Consider the following 14,510-nt stretch of genomic DNA (forward strand, 5'->3'; position numbering starts at 1 on the left):
GAGTCCAACACCCAGCCCCCGCGAGTCCACTCATGTGCGGGCGCGAATGTTGAACTCACCCCTCCGGAACGTTGGACTCGCGAGGTAGGTGGGCGACGATGTCGTCCGCCTCCTTCATGATGCGGTCGACCAGCTCCGCGCACGTCGGCAGGTCGTCGATCGCGCCGACCACCTGGCCCGCGGCCAGGACGCCCGTGTCCGTGCGGCCCTCGACGAGGCCCGCGCGCAGCAGCATCGGCGTGTTGGCGGCCATCAGCACCTGCGCCCACGACAGCGACCGGCCGCGGCGCAGCGCGTGGCCGTCGCGGAGCAGGGCCGGCCAGGTCAGGCCCGTGCGGCGGCGGAAGCGTGCCGCGTTGCGCACGGCGCTCGCCAGGCCGCGCAGGCGGGACGACTCCAGGGACGCGACCAGCTCCGTGCGCAGCACCCGGTGCGGCAGGCCGTCCACCCGCGTCGTCACCACGGTGCCGTCCAGGCCGTGCGCCAGGTACGCCTCCTTCACCGCCGCGGGCACCGTGCTCTCCGCCGTCAGGAGGAACCGCGTCCCCATGGCGACACCCGCGGCACCGTAGGCCAGCGCCGCCACCAGGCCGCGGCCGTCGAAGAAGCCGCCTGCCGCGACGACCGGGATGTCCACGGCGTCCACAACGGACGGCAGCAGCAACGTCGTCGCCACGTCGCCCGTATGCCCGCCGCCCTCGCCGCCCTGCACGATCACCGCGTCCGCGCCCCAGCCGGCCACCTTCACGGCGTGCCGCACCGCGCCGACGGACGGGATCACGACCACGCCGGCGTCCTTCAGCGTCGCGATCAGCGACGGCGAGGGCGCCAACGCGAACGACGCCACCCGCACGCCCTCGTCGATCAGGAGGCGCGCGCGGGAAGCGGCATCCCCGGCGTCCGCCCGCAGGTTCACCCCGAACGGCGCGCCGGTCCGCGACCTGACCTCCCGCACCGCCGACCGCAGCTCCGGCAACGACATCGTGGCCGACGCCAGGATGCCCAGGCCACCGGCGGACGCGACGGCGGACACCAGCCGCGGCCCCGCCACCCAGCCCATCCCGGTCTGCACGATCGGGTACCGCACGCCGACGAGCCGCGTCAGCGCCGTCCTCATGACGGCACCTCCCGTTCTCGCGCACCGGCCGGGTCGAACGAGTCGAGCAGGCGCAGCTCGGCTGGTGCCGGCGTCCGCGTGGTGCGCACTTCGCCTACGCAGAGCGGAAAGCCGGTCCGCTCCGCCACATCGGACACCGACACCCCGGGATGCACGGACACCAGCCGCATCGTCCGGTCGGGGCCGCCGAAGTCCAGCACGCCCAGGTTCGTCACCACCCGGTGCACGTCGTGGAACGGCCCGCCCGGCCGGTCGAAACCCACTCCGGACACCACGTCGACCGCGGGCACGAACACCCGTGGCGAGTGGCGCGGCACCCAGTAGCTCGTCCGGTGGTTCACCGTGTTCCCCGGCGCGCCCCGGAATCCCAGCAGCTGCCGGACCGGCCGCGAGTGCGGGCCGATGCACGAGATGTTCTGGTTCCCGTACCGGTCCAGCTGGTTCGCGCCCATCACCACGTGCCGCCGGCCGTGTGCCACCACGTCGAACACCGCCCGGTACGGCAGCCACCCCTCGGCCTCGCCGTCCACGGAGAGCAGCGTCGCCTCCCCGTCGGACAGCAGCAGGTCCGGCGCGAACGTCGCCCGCGCCAGCCGCGCGCCGAGCGAGGGCAGCAGGCCCATCGGGCTCGCCAGGATCTCGCCGTCGCCGCGGAACACCTCCGCGCACGCGACCGCGCAGACGTCCGCGAGCGTCATGAGCGCACCGCCGCCTGGTACGCCGCCTCGTCACCGGACAGGTACCGGTCCGCGAACGAGTCCCACTCGCCGGCCGCGTACGTCCGCTGGAACGGCTCGTCCCGCCCGTAGTCCGGCACGCAGCTGGTGAAGTGCGCGCCGCCCGGGGTCTCGACGACGCCGTCGACCATCATCCGGTTGAGCAGCAACGACTGCGGCGGCCCCAGCGCGGCGAGCGCGGCGGTGTCCACGATGGACTCACACGTCACGTACCGGCGGGTCGCGGCGAGGCAGAACAGGTCGTCGAAGTACGGGTCCGGGCCGAGGTACTGCGCGTTGCCGTGCCGGTCCGCGCGGTTGAGATGCACCAGCGCCACGTCCAGCCGCAGCGGCGGCATGGCGACGACCTCCTCGCCGGGCCCGCCGTCTCCGTACGGGGAGCGGACCGTGCGCAGCGACGGGTCCAGCACCAGGACGTCCGAGCCCAGGCCGGCCCGGATCGGCAGGAACGGCAGCCGGTGCGCGGCCGCCCGTAGTCCACATTGGAGCATGCCCTCGTCGTACTCGCGGACCGCGACCGAGCCGGACTCGCGGGCGCGGCGGAAGTACGGGTCGTACGCGATCGAGTCCAGCGACACGAACCCGAACACGACCTCGCGTACCTTGCCGGCCGCGCACAGCAGGCCGACGTCCGGTCCGCCGTACGACACGACCGTCAGGTCCCGCAAGCCGGAGCGGACGATCGCGCGAACCGCTGCCATCGGCTTGCGCCGCGAGCCCCAGCCGCCGATGCCGATCGTCATCCCGTCGGACAGCTCGGCGACCACCTCGTCGACGGTCATCCGCTTGTCCCTCACGAGCCGCCGCCCTCTCCGAACCGCCCGCGCACCTCGTCCGCGACGCCGGTCAGGTTCAGCTCGAACGTGAACCCCTGCTCGTACCGGTAGCTGCGGTGCACGTCCTGCGGGTCGATCCCGTTGATCGCGGCCTTCGCGGCACGGATGATCCGCGTGTCCTTCGCCGCGATCTCCCCGGCCACCTTCAGCGCCGTGGCGTCCAGCTCGGCCGGGGGCACCACCCGGTACACCGAGCCGTGGTGGTGCAGGTCCGCCGCGGTGACCGTGGCGGCCGTGTAGTACATGGCGCGCATCAGGTGCTGCGGCACGAGCCGGGCCAGGTGGGTGGCGGCGCCCAGCGCGCCTCGGTCCACTTCGGGCAGCCCGAACGTGGCGTCCGCCGCGGCGACCACCACGTCCGCGTTGCCCACGAGCCCGATCCCGCCGCCCAGGCAGAACCCCCGGACGGCGGCCACGACCGGCACCGCGCAGTCGTACACCGCGCCGAACGCCGCGTGGCAGCCGTGGTTCGCGCCCACCAGCGCGTCGTGGCCGGCCGACTGGATCTCCTTGATGTCGACCCCGGCGCAGAACCCGCGGCCCTCGGCCCGCAGCACGACGACGTGGGCGTCGCGCCCGGCGGCCGTCACCGCCGCCGCGAGGTCGGCCCAGCCCCGCACGGGCAGCGCGTTGACCGGCGGAAAGTCCAGCGTGACCACGGCGACGCCGGGCTCGGGCCGGCTCGTCGACACACCCATGCTGACCGCCTAACCTAGCAATTGCTTGGTCAGCCTAGCACCTCTCGATGATCGTGCCCGTGGACAGCGCGCCGCCCGCGCACATGGCGATCAGCGCGGTCGACGCGTCCCGCCGCTCCAGCTCGTGCAGCGCGGTGGTGACCAGCCGCGTGCCGGTGGCGCCGACCGGGTGCCCGAGCGCGATCGCCCCGCCGTTGACGTTCACCAGGTCCGGATCCGGCTCGTGGACGGCCATCCAGGACAGCACGACCGACGCGAACGCCTCGTTGACCTCGAACAGGTCCAGGTCGCCGATCTTCATCCCCGTCTTCGCGAGCAGCGCGTCCGTGGCCTGCACGGGCCCGTCGAGGTGGAAGTACGGCTCCGCGCCGACCAGGCACTGCGCCACGATCCGGGCGCGCGGCGTGCACCCGAGCGAGCGCGCCCGCTCCGCGGACATCAGCAGCACCGCCGACGCCCCGTCGGAGATCTGCGATGACGTCCCGGCCGTGTGCAGGCCGCCCTCGACCACCGGCGAGAGCCCGGCGAGCGCGTCCGCGGACGTGGCCCGCAGCCCCTGGTCGTGGATGACCGCGCCGACCGGCACGACCTCGCGGCGGTAGCGGCCGGCCGCCCAGGCCGCCGCCGCGCGCTCCTGCGACCGCAGGCCGAACCGGTCCAGGTCCGAACGTGACAGTCCACGCCGCCCGGCGATCCGCTCGGCCGCGAGGAACTGGTTCGGCAGGTCGATCGTCCACGAGTCCGGCCGCGGCGTGCCGGCTCCGGTGCCCACGTTCGCGCGCAGGGGCACCCGGCTCATTGTCTCGACCCCGCACGCCACGCCGACCTCGATCGCACCGGCCGCGATCAGCCCGGCCACCAGGTGCATCGCTTGCTGGGCGGACCCGCACTGGGAGTCGACGGTCATGCAGCCGGCCCGGTACGGCAGGCCCGCGTGCAGCCACGCCGTCCGCGTGACGTTGTTCGACTGCTCCCCCGCCTGCGTGACGCAGCCACCGATCACCTGCTCGACGAGAACAGGTTCTACCCCACTGCGGGCCAGCACCGCCCGCTGCGCGGCACCCAGGATCTCGGCCGCGTGCAGGCCGGCGAGCACGCCGCCACGCTTGCCGATGGGGGTCCGGACGGCCTCGATGATCACCGGCTCTGCCATGAACACAAAATAGAACCTGTTTCTGGACCGAGCAAGGAGCAGCGGGCCGGACCTTCACTTACGGCGGGCCGCTGTGTTTGAATCGAGTAGAACGTGTTCCACATGATCGGAGAACGAGGTGGCCGCTCCCCGCATCCCCGATGGCTTCGACTTCACCGACCCCGACCTCTACGAGCACCGGATCCCCGTCGAGGAGTTCGCGGAGCTGCGCCGGACCGCGCCGGTGTGGTGGAACGCCCAGCCGCACGGCCTCGCCGGCTTCGGCGACGACGGCTACTGGGTGGTGAGCCGGTACGCCGAGGTCAGGGAGGTGTCGCGGCACAGCGACATCTACTCCAGCGCCGAGAACACCGCGATCATCCGCTTCAACCCGGACATGACGCGCGACAAGATCGAGGCGCAGCGACTGATCATGCTGAACATCGACCCGCCGCACCACTCCAAGGTGCGCGGCATCGTCTCGCGCGGCTTCACGCCGAAGGCGATCGCCAGGCTGAAGGCCAAGCTCGCGGAGCGGGCCGAGCGGATCGTCACGAGCGCCAAGGAGCAGGGCGGCGGCGACTTCGTCACCCAGGTCGCGTGCGAGCTGCCCCTGCAGGCGATCGCCGAGCTGCTGGGCATCCCGCAGGACGACCGGCACAAGGTCTTCGACTGGTCCAACCAGATGGTCGCCTACGACGACCCGGAGTACTCGATCAACCCGGAGGCCGCGTCGGCCGAGCTGCTCGGCTACGCGTGGGCGATGGCCGAGGAACGCAAGAAGTGCCCGATGGACGACATCGTGACCACGCTGGTCAACGCGGACATCGAGGGCACCGCGCTCGGCTCGGACGAGTTCGGCTTCTTCGTGCTGCTGCTCGCCGTGGCCGGCAACGAGACCACGCGCAACGCGATCAGCCACGGCATGCACGCGTTCCTCACCCACCCCGACCAGTGGGAGCTGTTCAAGGCCGAGCGCCCGGCCACCACGGCCGACGAGATCGTGCGGTTCTCCACGCCGGTGATGAGCTTCCAGCGCACGGCCACGCAGGACACCGTTCTCGGCGGCCAGGAGATCCGGAAGGGCCAGCGGGTCGGCATGTTCTACAGCTCGGCCAACTTCGACGCCGACGTGTTCACCGACCCGTACCGGTTCGACATCACGCGCGACCCCAACCCGCACCTCGGGTTCGGCGGCACCGGCGCGCACTACTGCGTCGGCGCGAACCTGGCGAAGGTGGAGATCGACCTGATCTTCAACGCGATCGCCGACCACATGCCGGACATCCGCGGCGAGGGCGATCCGCGCCGGCTTCGGTCGGGCTGGCTCAACGGCATCAAGGAGCTGCGGGTCAGCTACTAGCCCGGAATTCAAAGTGTTGGCCACCTTTCGCACAACGGTGCGGTTTGCCACACATTTGTGGCCGGGTGCCGTCACGTTCCCCTGAGATCACCGTCGGCGGTCCAAGACCTCCGCACAATGATCCACGGGCGGACCTTTGCCGCAGCCGTGCGACCTACTGGTCGGCGAGTTTCTCGGCCGACCGCGCACCGGCATCGGCCAGCCGGGCGAGGAAGCCCGCGATCAGCCGGAGCTGCTCGGTGTCGTAGTCCGCGCAGATCTCCTCGATCGCGCCGCGCATGCCGCCGTACAGACCGAAGATCTCGCTGCCGCGATCCGGCAGCACGCGCACCACGACCGCGCGCCGGTCGTCCGGGTCGCGTTCGCGCACGATCCAGCCGCCGCTCTCGAGGCGGTCGAGCATGCCGGTCATCGTGGCCGGGTGGGTGCCCGCGCGCTTGGCCAGCGCGCTCGGGCCGATCGGGCCGTACCGGGCGATCAGGTCGAGGCAGGCCAGGTCGGAGTCGCGCACCGCCACCCGCGCGCCCACCCGGCGGTTGAGCACGCCCAGATGTGAGTTCAGCTCGCGCAGGACGCCGAGCACCTCGTTCGCCACGCGCCGCCGTGCACGCCGATCCTCTGGTACGTTATCCATATAGTATGACTTCCGTATTGTATGTGGTTCGAAGGCAATGTACCGGGTGGGGAAGGTGAACGGGATGAAGCTGACCGTCTTCGGCGCGACCGGGGGAATCGGCGGGCAGGTGGTCCGCCAGGCACTCGAGCAGGGGCACGCGGTGACCGCGGTGGTGCGGGACAGAGCCCGGCTGGCCGTGCCGGACCAGCCGGGTCTGCAGGTGGTGACGGTCGCCGGACTTGCCGAGCCCGGTCCGCTGGAGCCCGCGCTGGCCGGCAGCGACGCGGCACTGTCCGGCGTCGGCCCCCGCTCGCGCGCGGACGCCGGCGTGGCGGCCACGGCGACGCGGGGCATCCTGGGCGCGCTCGAGGCGACCAGGGTGCGCCGGTTCGTGGCGGTGAGCGCGATGCCGGTAGGGCCGGTGCCGGAGGGCGAGCGGTTCCTCGGCCGGCGGGTCGCGTACCCGCTGGTCCGGCTGGCTTTCCGGAAGGTGTACGACGACCTCGCGGCGATGGAGGCCGACATCCGGCGCAGCGGTACCAGGTGGACCGTCGTGCGGCCGCCGCGGCTGACGGACAAGCCGCTCTCGGGCCGCTACCGGCTGGCCTTCGGCGCGAACGTGCCGAACGGGGCGTTCGTGTCCCGCGCGGACGTCGCACACGCGATGCTCGCGCTGGTCGACGACCCGCGGGCGGTGGACCAGCCCGTGGGTGTCGCGCGGTAGCCGCCCTTTCGGGCAGCGAGAGCTGCCCTTCCGCCGGCACCGGCGGACGCCAACCAGGTGGCGACCCGGTGAGAGCCTTGTCGGGTCAGGCAGGGTGTGTCACCCGGGCCGGCCGTCAAACCTCCTGTGGCGGCCGGCCTCATTCCTGTCTGAGCGTGGCCATCGCGCGGTCGGTCTCCCAGAACGCGCGCATCGAGACGATCAGCCCGTCCGCGTCGACCCGGTAGACGAACACGCCCTCGGTGTCCACTCTGGCCCCACCGGGCAGGAACGCGGAGATCGTGCCGACGTTGGCCACCTCGTGCCCGGCGGCGAACGAGTCGCGCACGGCGAACTCGAAGCGCTCGACGTCGGCGATCGCCAGGTCCCAGAAGGCGGCGATCGCGGCACGGCCGCGGTGGCCGTCGCCGGTGGGGTCGAACATCGACACGCCGACGGGGTCCTCGACCACGCCGTCCGCCGCGAACAGCGCGACCCACTCGTCCTTGGCGCCGCGGCACACCGCGTCCATCGACCGGCGCGACGCGGTCCGCGCGGGATGGGTGGTGTCGGGCCCGCGCCACGTTATGGCGGTCATGTCTTCCCCATGATCTCGTCGGCGAACCGCTTCATGCCGTCCTTCTTCGCCTCGAGCGGGCCGTCGAGACCCACGCCGTAGAACACCCACGGCACCACGATCGCGTCGGTCACGCCGATGTCCGCCTGCGCCCGGTAGCCGTCCACGCCGAACCGGTCCACGCAGACAGCCTGGATCTCGAACGGGCCGGTGCGGCCGTCCTCCGCGCGCAGCGTGGCGAGCCGGGCGAGCACGTCGCCCAGCTCGTCGAACGTGATCATCGCGGACGTCCAGCCGTCGCCGGCACGGGCGGCCCGGCGCAGCGCCGCGTCCGTGTGCCCGCCGACGTACACAGGCACCGGCTCGCTCGGCGCCGGGCTCATCGCCAGCTTGCCGAACTCGTAGTACTCGCCGTGGAAGTCGACCATCCCGCCGCCGAGGACGAGCTTGATGATCTCGATCGCCTCGTCGGCCCGCGCGCCGCGGTGGTCGAACTCGCCACCGCACCACCGCGCCTCCTCCGGCGACCAGCCCAGCCCGACGCCGAGGCCGAACCGGTTGCCGGTCAGCACCGCCACCGAGCCGATCTGGCGGGCCAGCAGCACGGGATTGCGCGGGCTGAGCTTGAGCACCTGCGTGTAGAACCGGATCCGGCTCGTCACCGCGCCCATCGCCGCGGCCGCCACGAACGGGTCGATCCACGACGTGTCGGCGTCCCAGAACCGCGAACCGTCCGGTGTGTACGGATACTTCGCCGACACCTGCTCGGCGAAGAACAGCGAGTCCGGCAGGGCGATCGAGTCGTACCCGCACTCCTCCGCGGTCCGCGCCAGCTCGGTGAGCTGGTCCAGCGGGCTGAGCGCGACCCCGACCGTGAACTTCATGGTTTCTCCGCTCCGACGACCCACATCGAGAAGTACTGCGAGCCGCCGCCGTACGCGTGGCCGAGCGCCTTGCGCGCGCCGTCGACCTGGTGCTCGCCGGCGCGGCCCATCACCTGCATGGCCGCCTCGCCGAACCGCAGCAGCCCCGACGCGCCGATCGGGTTCGACGAGAGCACCCCGCCCGACGGGTTCACCGGCAGCCGCCCGCCGAGCTCGGTCTCGCCCGCCTCGGTGAGCTTCCAGCCCTGCCCCTCGTCGGTGAAGCCCAGGTTCTCCAGCCACATCGGCTCGAACCACGAGAACGGCACGTAGATCTCGGCCGCGTCGATCTCCGCGAGTGGGTCGGCGATGCCGGCCTCGCGCCACAGCGCGGCGGCCGCGTCCCGGCCGGCCCGCGGGTTGACCTGGTCGCGACCGGCGAACGTGGTGGGCTCGGTGCGCATCGCGGTGGCATGGATCCACGCGACGCCCGGGCCGGCCGCGGTCTCGTCGCCGAGGACGATCGCGCACGCGCCGTCGGACGAGGGGCAGGTCTCGTCGTAGCGGATGGGGTCCCACAGCATGGCCGACGCGCGGACGGACTCGAACGTGATGTCGGGCTGGCGAAGGTGCGCGTACTGGTTCTTCGCGCCGTTGCGGCGGTCCTTCACCGCCACCAGCGCGCCGATGTGGTCCGGCGCCTGCGCGCGGCGGATGTAGGAGCGCACGTGCGGCGCGAAGTACCCGCCCGCGCCCGCGCCGACCGGCATGTGGAACGGCGGCGAGATCGACAGCGCCCACATCGCGTTCGACTCGGACTGCTTCTCGAACGCGACCGCGAGCACCCGCCGGTGGACGCCGCCGTGCACGAGGCTCGCCGCGACGTTCGCGGTCGAGCCACCGACGGAGCCCGCGGTGTGCACGCGCAGCAAGGGTTTCCCGGTCGCGCCGATCGCGTCGGCGAGCATCAGCTCGGGCATCATCACGCCCTCGAACAGGTCGGGCGCCTTGCCCAGCACGACCGCGTCGATGTCCCGGTGCTCCAGGTTCGCGTCGGCGAGCGCGCGGTCGATGGCCTCGCGGCACAGGCCGGCCATCGTGACATCGGTGCGCTTGCTGCGGTGGTGGCTCTGGCCGACGCCGAGGACGGCGGCGCGCTGCTTGGCCATCAGTCGGCCTCCAGGACGCAGACCAGGTTCTGCTGCAGCGCCGGCCCGCTCGTGGCGTGCGCGAGCGCCCGCTGACCGCCGCGCAGCCGCGTGGCGGCCTCGCCGATCCGGGCGAGGCCGGCGGCGAACATCGGATTCCCGGCCAGCGGCCCGCCGGACGGGTTGACGGTCACCTCGTCGCCGAACCCGAGCGCGTGGCGCAGCAGGATCTCCTGGTGGCTGAACGGCGCGTGCAGCTCGGCTAGCGTCACGCCGTCCGTGCCCACGTCCTTGGCGGCGGCCACAGTGGACGGTGAGGTGACGAGGTCGCGGGCACCGAGGTGCGCGGACTCCACCCGGTGCGCGATGCCGGTGATCCACGCCGGCCGCGCGCACAGCTCCCGTGCCCGGTCGCCGCCGGCCAGGACGACCACGGCCGCGCCGTCGGTGACCGGTGCGCAGTCGTGGCGCCGCAACGGGTTCGCGACGTACGGGCGGCGCAGCAGCTCCTCGGCGGTGACCGCCTCGTGGATCTGGGCGTCCGGGTTGGCGGCTCGCGCGCGGGCGGCCACCGCGGCCATGTCGGCCTCGGACCACAGGCCGCGGTCGATGCCCAGGCGTGCCTGCAGCCCGGCGACGCTGACCGCGTCCGGCCATAGTGGAGCGACGGTGTACGGGTCGAGCTGCATGGCGAGCACCCGCCGCAGCTGCCCCGCGCTGGACTTGCCGAACCCGTATACGAGCGCGGTGTCCACCTCGCCGGTACGGATCTTCACCCACGCCTCGAAGAGCGCCCACGCCGCGTCCGCTTCCACATGGGACTCGTGGATCGGCGGGAATGCGCCGATCGCGTCCACCGCGGCGATGAACGAGAACGCCCGGCCGGCCAGGTAGTCCGACGAGCCGGAGCACCAGAAGCCGACGCCCTGCTTGGCCAGGTTCGCCTTGCCGAGCGCCTCGCGGATGATCGGCACGAGCATCTCGACGCCGTTGGTCGTCCCGTGCGTCTCCCGGACGTTCGGCGCCTGGGCGAAGGAGACGACTGCCACCCTGTTCACAGGTGTCCCTGGTACGACTCGTACGGTGCGTCCGGCTCACCGGTGGGCCGGAAGTGGTCGATGTTCTCCAGCGTCGTGCCCCACTCCTCGCGCGGCTTCCAGGCGGCCTCGACACGCATGCCCATGCGCACGTCCTCGGCCGCGCAGCCGAGCACGAGGTGCAGGAACGCGATGTCCGCGCCGTCGAGCAGGACGTAGGCCGCGACGTACGGCGGCTTGATGCGCTGGCCGAGGAACGGCACGTTGACGATGCAGAACGTGGTGACGATGCCCCGGTCCGGGAGCTCGACCTCCTCCTCGGTCGGCACGCCGTCGGTCGGGCACGCACCCCGCGGCGGGACGTAGACCTTGCCGCAGGCGGGACACCGCTGCCCGAGCAGCCTGCCCTCCGCCAGCCCGCGCAGGTAGCGGCTCTCCTCGGGTGACGCGGAGTGCGTGTAGTGCAGCTCGACCGGCGTGGTCAGCATCGTGACGGGCGGGGCCTCGCGCGGCTCCGCGCGCGAGCCGTCGCCGGCCGGCACGAAGCACTCGATGTCGCGGATCCCGTTGCCCTGCGTCCGTGCCCACCGCACCCGCACCCGCATGCCGGTCACCACCTGCTCGGCGTCGACCGCGTGCAGCGTCGGCGTGTCCGCACCGTCCAGCGTGATCAGTGCCCAGCAGAACGGCCGCTGAAGTGGTTGGCCCGCAAGGGGTTCCGGCTGCGCGCACCACGTGACGACCGTGCCCTCCTGGCCGACCTCGACGAGGTCGGCAAGCGGCTCGGCGGTCACCGGGTCGTACTCCGGCGGTGGCACGTGCACCCGCCCGTCGGCGCCGCGCGCGCCGTAGATCCGCCGCTGCGCGAGCCCGGTGACGAACCGGCCCAGGACCGGCCCGAGCGATCGGGTGTAATCGAACCCGATGGAAAGCGGGGCGGACAGCGGTTCCTGATCGACTGTCACGCTCCGAGTGAAACACGTTCTAGCACGACCGGCAAGGAGGTAGCGATGAAGCTCGGACTTCAGCTCGGGTACTGGGGCGCGGCCCCGCCGCCGCACGCCGCCGAGATGGTCCGCGCCGCCGACGAGGCCGGCTTCGACGCAGTGTTCGCCGCCGAGTCGTGGGGCTCGGACGTGTTCACCCCCCTCGCGTGGTGGGGCGCGCCGACCACGCGCGTCCGGCTCGGCACCGCGGTCGCGCAGCTGTCCGCCCGCGCGCCTACCGCGACCGCGATGGCCGCGCTGACCCTCGACCACCTCTCCGGCGGCCGCGCGATCCTCGGGCTCGGCGTGTCCGGCCCGCAGGTCGTCGAGGGCTGGTACGGGGCGCCGTTCGGCAAGCCGCTCGCCCGGACGCGCGAGTACGTGAAGATCGTCCGCCAGGTGCTCGCCCGCGAGGCCCCGGTGACGAGCGAGGGCCCGCACTACCCGCTGCCCTACACCGGCCCGGGCGCCGACGGGCTCGGCAAGCCGCTGCGCCCGATCACCCATCCACTGCGCGCCGACCTGCCGATCTGGCTGGGCGCGGAGGGTCCGAGGAACGTGGCACTGACCGCCGAGATCGCCGACGGCTGGCTCGCCGTCTACTTCTCCGACTCGCTCGCCGACCAGTACAACTCGTGGCTCGACGAGGGCTTCGCCCGGCCCGGTGCCCGCCGCTCGCGCGCGGACTTCGAGGTCGCCGCGAACGTCACGGTGGCGATCACCGACGACCCGGCGGCCGAGTACGACCGGCACCGCCCGATGATCGCGCTGTACGCCGGCGGCATGGGCGCGGAGACCAAGAACTTCCACGCCGACCTGTTCCGGCGGATGGGTTACGGCGGGGTCGTCGAGGAGGTGACCCGCAAGTTCCGGGAGGGCCGCAAGCTCGAGGCGGCGGCCGCGGTGCCCGACGAGCTCGTCGCCGAGACCGCGATGATCGGCACCGCCGAGCAGGTCCGCGCGCACGCGAAGAAGTGGGCGGACCACGGCGTCACGATGCTCATGGTCGGCGCCCACGACGCCGCCCAGGTGCGCGCGATCGCGGAGGTTCTTGCCGACAACTGAAACACGTTCTAGATTAGGCCGGTGGCCTCGATCGGACTGTGGAACATCGCCCGCGAGCAGCCGGACCTCGTCGCCGTGGTCGATCCGGACGGCCGGGAGGTGACCTACGCCGAGCTGGCGGCCGCGGCCGACCGGTACGGGCGCGGCTTCCAGGCGCTGGGCCTGCGCCCGGGTGACGCGATCGTGGTGCTGCTGCCGAACGGCGCGGAGCTGGCGTCCGTCTACTTCGGAGCGTTCCAGACCGGCCTGTACGTGGTGATGGCCAACTGGCACCTGGTCGGCGCCGAGGTCGCGTACCTGATCTCCGACAGCGGCGCGCGCGCGTTCGTCGCACACTCACGGTTTGCTTCCGTCGCATCCGACGCGGCCGCGGCCAGTGGGATCGAGGCGCGGTTCGCGGTCGGCGACGTACCCGGGTTCTCGCCGCTCTCGTCGCTGGGCGCCGGTTCTCGGGGGCGGCCCGACATCCGGACCGCGGGCTCGCCGATGCTCTACACGTCCGGCACGACCGGCCGGCCGAAGGGCGTGCGCCGGCCGCTGACGGGTGCGGACCCGGACGAGGTGCCAGCGGCCGCCACGTGGTTCTTCGGCATCTTCGACCTGCACCCGTTCGACGGCCACGTGCATGTGTGCGGCTCGCCGATGTACCACACGGCGGTGCTCAACTTCGTGGCCAACTCCGTCCAGTTGGGACACACGGCGGTGCTGATGGACCGCTGGCGGCCCGAGGAGATGCTGCGCCTGATCGAGCGGTACCGGGTGACGCACAGCCACATGGTGCCGACGCAGTTCCATCGGTTGCTGGCCCTGCCCGCCGAGGTGCGCGAGCGCTACGACGTGTCGTCGCTGCGGGTGATGATCCACGGCGCGGCACCGTGCCCGCCGGAGGTCAAGCGGCGGATGCTGGACTGGTGGGGTCCGGTGGTCACGGAGTACTACGCGGCGACGGAGGGCGGCGGCACGGCGATCTCGGCGGCGGAGTGGCTGGCGCGGCCGGGCTCGGTGGGCAGGCCGTGGCCGGGCTCGGTGGTGAAGGTGCTGGACGAGTCGGGCGCGGAGCTCGCCCCGGGCGAGCCGGGCCTGGTGTACATGCGGATGGGCGCGTCGAACTTCGAGTACCACAAGGACCCGGCGAAGACGTCGGCGTCGCGGGTAGGTGACCTTTTCACGCTGGGGGACATCGGTTACCTGGACGAGGACGGCTATCTGTACCTGTGCGACCGGAAGTCGGACCTGATCATCTCCGGCGGCGTGAACGTGTACCCGGCGGAGATCGAGAACGCGCTGGCGGTCCACCCGAAGGTTGCGGACGTGGCGGTGTTCGGCGTCCCGAACCCGGACTGGGGCGAGGAGATCAAGGCGGTCGTGCAACCGGCGGAGGGCGTCGACGGCGACGCCGGACTGACCGAGGACCTGCTGGCCTTCGCAGCCGACCGCCTGGCGAAGTTCAAGATCCCCCGCACGATCGACTACGTCGAGCAGCTCCCCCGAGACCCAAACGGCAAGCTGTACAAACGAAAACTCCGCGACCCATACTGGCCCAACCAAGACCACCCCATCTAAAGCCCCGCGAGTCCAACACTCAGCAACCGCGAGTCCAACACTCGGCAACCGCGAGTCTGACACCCGGGT

At 72.2% G+C, this 14,510-nt stretch carries 15 protein-coding genes; 4 read left to right on the top strand and 11 right to left on the bottom strand.

Annotation, left to right across the window (positions count from 1 at the left end; genetic code table 11):
* Positions 1-55: 55 nt before the first annotated feature.
* Genes VH969_RS13500 through VH969_RS13520 form a run of 5 tightly spaced genes read right to left on the bottom strand, consistent with a single transcriptional unit; the run spans position 56 to position 4,541 of the window.
* Positions 56-1,117, bottom strand: coding sequence for an NAD(P)H-dependent flavin oxidoreductase (locus VH969_RS13500; RefSeq protein ID WP_331974070.1), 1,062 nt, complete (start codon positions 1,115-1,117; stop codon positions 56-58).
* Complete coding sequence (locus VH969_RS13505) at positions 1,114-1,815, bottom strand: CoA-transferase subunit beta (protein ID WP_331974071.1); 702 nt, start codon at positions 1,813-1,815, stop codon at positions 1,114-1,116. The genes VH969_RS13500 and VH969_RS13505 overlap by 4 nt, the downstream gene beginning before the upstream one ends.
* Positions 1,812-2,651 carry a CoA transferase subunit A gene (locus VH969_RS13510; protein ID WP_331974072.1) on the bottom strand — a complete coding sequence of 280 codons (840 nt, stop codon included), beginning with the start codon at positions 2,649-2,651 and terminating at the stop codon, positions 1,812-1,814. Before VH969_RS13510 ends, VH969_RS13505 begins: the two co-directional genes overlap by 4 nt.
* Positions 2,648-3,388, bottom strand: a complete 741-nt coding sequence (locus tag VH969_RS13515) for an enoyl-CoA hydratase family protein (protein ID WP_331974073.1) — start codon at positions 3,386-3,388, stop codon at positions 2,648-2,650. The genes VH969_RS13510 and VH969_RS13515 overlap by 4 nt, the downstream gene beginning before the upstream one ends.
* Positions 3,389-3,422: 34 nt before the next feature.
* Positions 3,423-4,541 (bottom strand): steroid 3-ketoacyl-CoA thiolase, encoded by a 1,119-nt coding sequence (locus VH969_RS13520; RefSeq protein ID WP_331974074.1) that lies wholly within the window; start codon positions 4,539-4,541, stop codon positions 3,423-3,425.
* A gap of 118 nt (positions 4,542-4,659) precedes the next feature.
* Here VH969_RS13520 and VH969_RS13525 point away from each other — a divergent pair, with 118 nt between their 5' ends.
* Positions 4,660-5,883: a cytochrome P450 gene (locus VH969_RS13525; protein WP_331974075.1), complete on the top strand. Its 1,224-nt coding sequence runs from the start codon at positions 4,660-4,662 to the stop codon at positions 5,881-5,883.
* Between the two features lie 154 nt (positions 5,884-6,037).
* On the opposite strand, the gene VH969_RS13530 is transcribed toward VH969_RS13525, so the two are convergent.
* Entirely contained in the window at positions 6,038-6,478 is a 441-nt protein-coding gene (locus VH969_RS13530) for a MarR family transcriptional regulator (protein WP_331974076.1), read from the bottom strand.
* Positions 6,479-6,581: 103 nt separating this feature from the next.
* On the opposite strand from VH969_RS13530, the gene VH969_RS13535 reads away from it, so the two are divergent.
* Positions 6,582-7,223 carry an NAD(P)-dependent oxidoreductase gene (locus VH969_RS13535; RefSeq protein WP_331974077.1) on the top strand — a complete coding sequence of 214 codons (642 nt, stop codon included), beginning with the start codon at positions 6,582-6,584 and terminating at the stop codon, positions 7,221-7,223.
* Between the two features lie 139 nt (positions 7,224-7,362).
* On the opposite strand, the gene VH969_RS13540 is transcribed toward VH969_RS13535, so the two are convergent.
* From VH969_RS13540 to VH969_RS13560, 5 genes are read right to left on the bottom strand one after another with little or no spacing between them, the layout of a single operon-like run.
* Entirely contained in the window at positions 7,363-7,800 is a 438-nt protein-coding gene (locus VH969_RS13540) for a nuclear transport factor 2 family protein (RefSeq protein WP_331974078.1), read from the bottom strand.
* Positions 7,797-8,663 carry a TIGR03619 family F420-dependent LLM class oxidoreductase gene (locus VH969_RS13545; RefSeq protein WP_331974079.1) on the bottom strand — a complete coding sequence of 289 codons (867 nt, stop codon included), beginning with the start codon at positions 8,661-8,663 and terminating at the stop codon, positions 7,797-7,799. The genes VH969_RS13540 and VH969_RS13545 overlap by 4 nt, the downstream gene beginning before the upstream one ends.
* Complete coding sequence (locus VH969_RS13550; protein WP_331974080.1) at positions 8,660-9,811, bottom strand: thiolase family protein; 1,152 nt, start codon at positions 9,809-9,811, stop codon at positions 8,660-8,662. Before VH969_RS13550 ends, VH969_RS13545 begins: the two co-directional genes overlap by 4 nt.
* Positions 9,811-10,848 (bottom strand): thiolase family protein, encoded by a 1,038-nt coding sequence (locus VH969_RS13555; protein WP_331974081.1) that lies wholly within the window; start codon positions 10,846-10,848, stop codon positions 9,811-9,813. The genes VH969_RS13550 and VH969_RS13555 overlap by 1 nt, the downstream gene beginning before the upstream one ends.
* The gene (locus VH969_RS13560) at positions 10,845-11,792 is read right to left on the bottom strand and encodes a Zn-ribbon domain-containing OB-fold protein (RefSeq protein WP_331974082.1); all 948 of its coding nucleotides are present in this window, start codon (positions 11,790-11,792) and stop codon (positions 10,845-10,847) included. Before VH969_RS13560 ends, VH969_RS13555 begins: the two co-directional genes overlap by 4 nt.
* Positions 11,793-11,837: 45 nt before the next feature.
* On the opposite strand from VH969_RS13560, the gene VH969_RS13565 reads away from it, so the two are divergent.
* On the top strand, positions 11,838-12,878 hold the full coding sequence (locus VH969_RS13565; protein WP_331974083.1) for an LLM class F420-dependent oxidoreductase: 1,041 nt from the start codon (positions 11,838-11,840) through the stop codon (positions 12,876-12,878).
* A 21-nt stretch (positions 12,879-12,899) separates the two neighbouring features.
* The gene (locus tag VH969_RS13570) at positions 12,900-14,441 is read left to right on the top strand and encodes an acyl-CoA synthetase (RefSeq protein WP_331974084.1); all 1,542 of its coding nucleotides are present in this window, start codon (positions 12,900-12,902) and stop codon (positions 14,439-14,441) included.
* The last annotated feature ends 69 nt before the right edge of the window (positions 14,442-14,510 follow it).

Source organism: Actinophytocola sp., from assembly GCF_036555685.1.
Classification (GTDB): domain Bacteria; phylum Actinomycetota; class Actinomycetes; order Mycobacteriales; family Pseudonocardiaceae; genus Actinophytocola.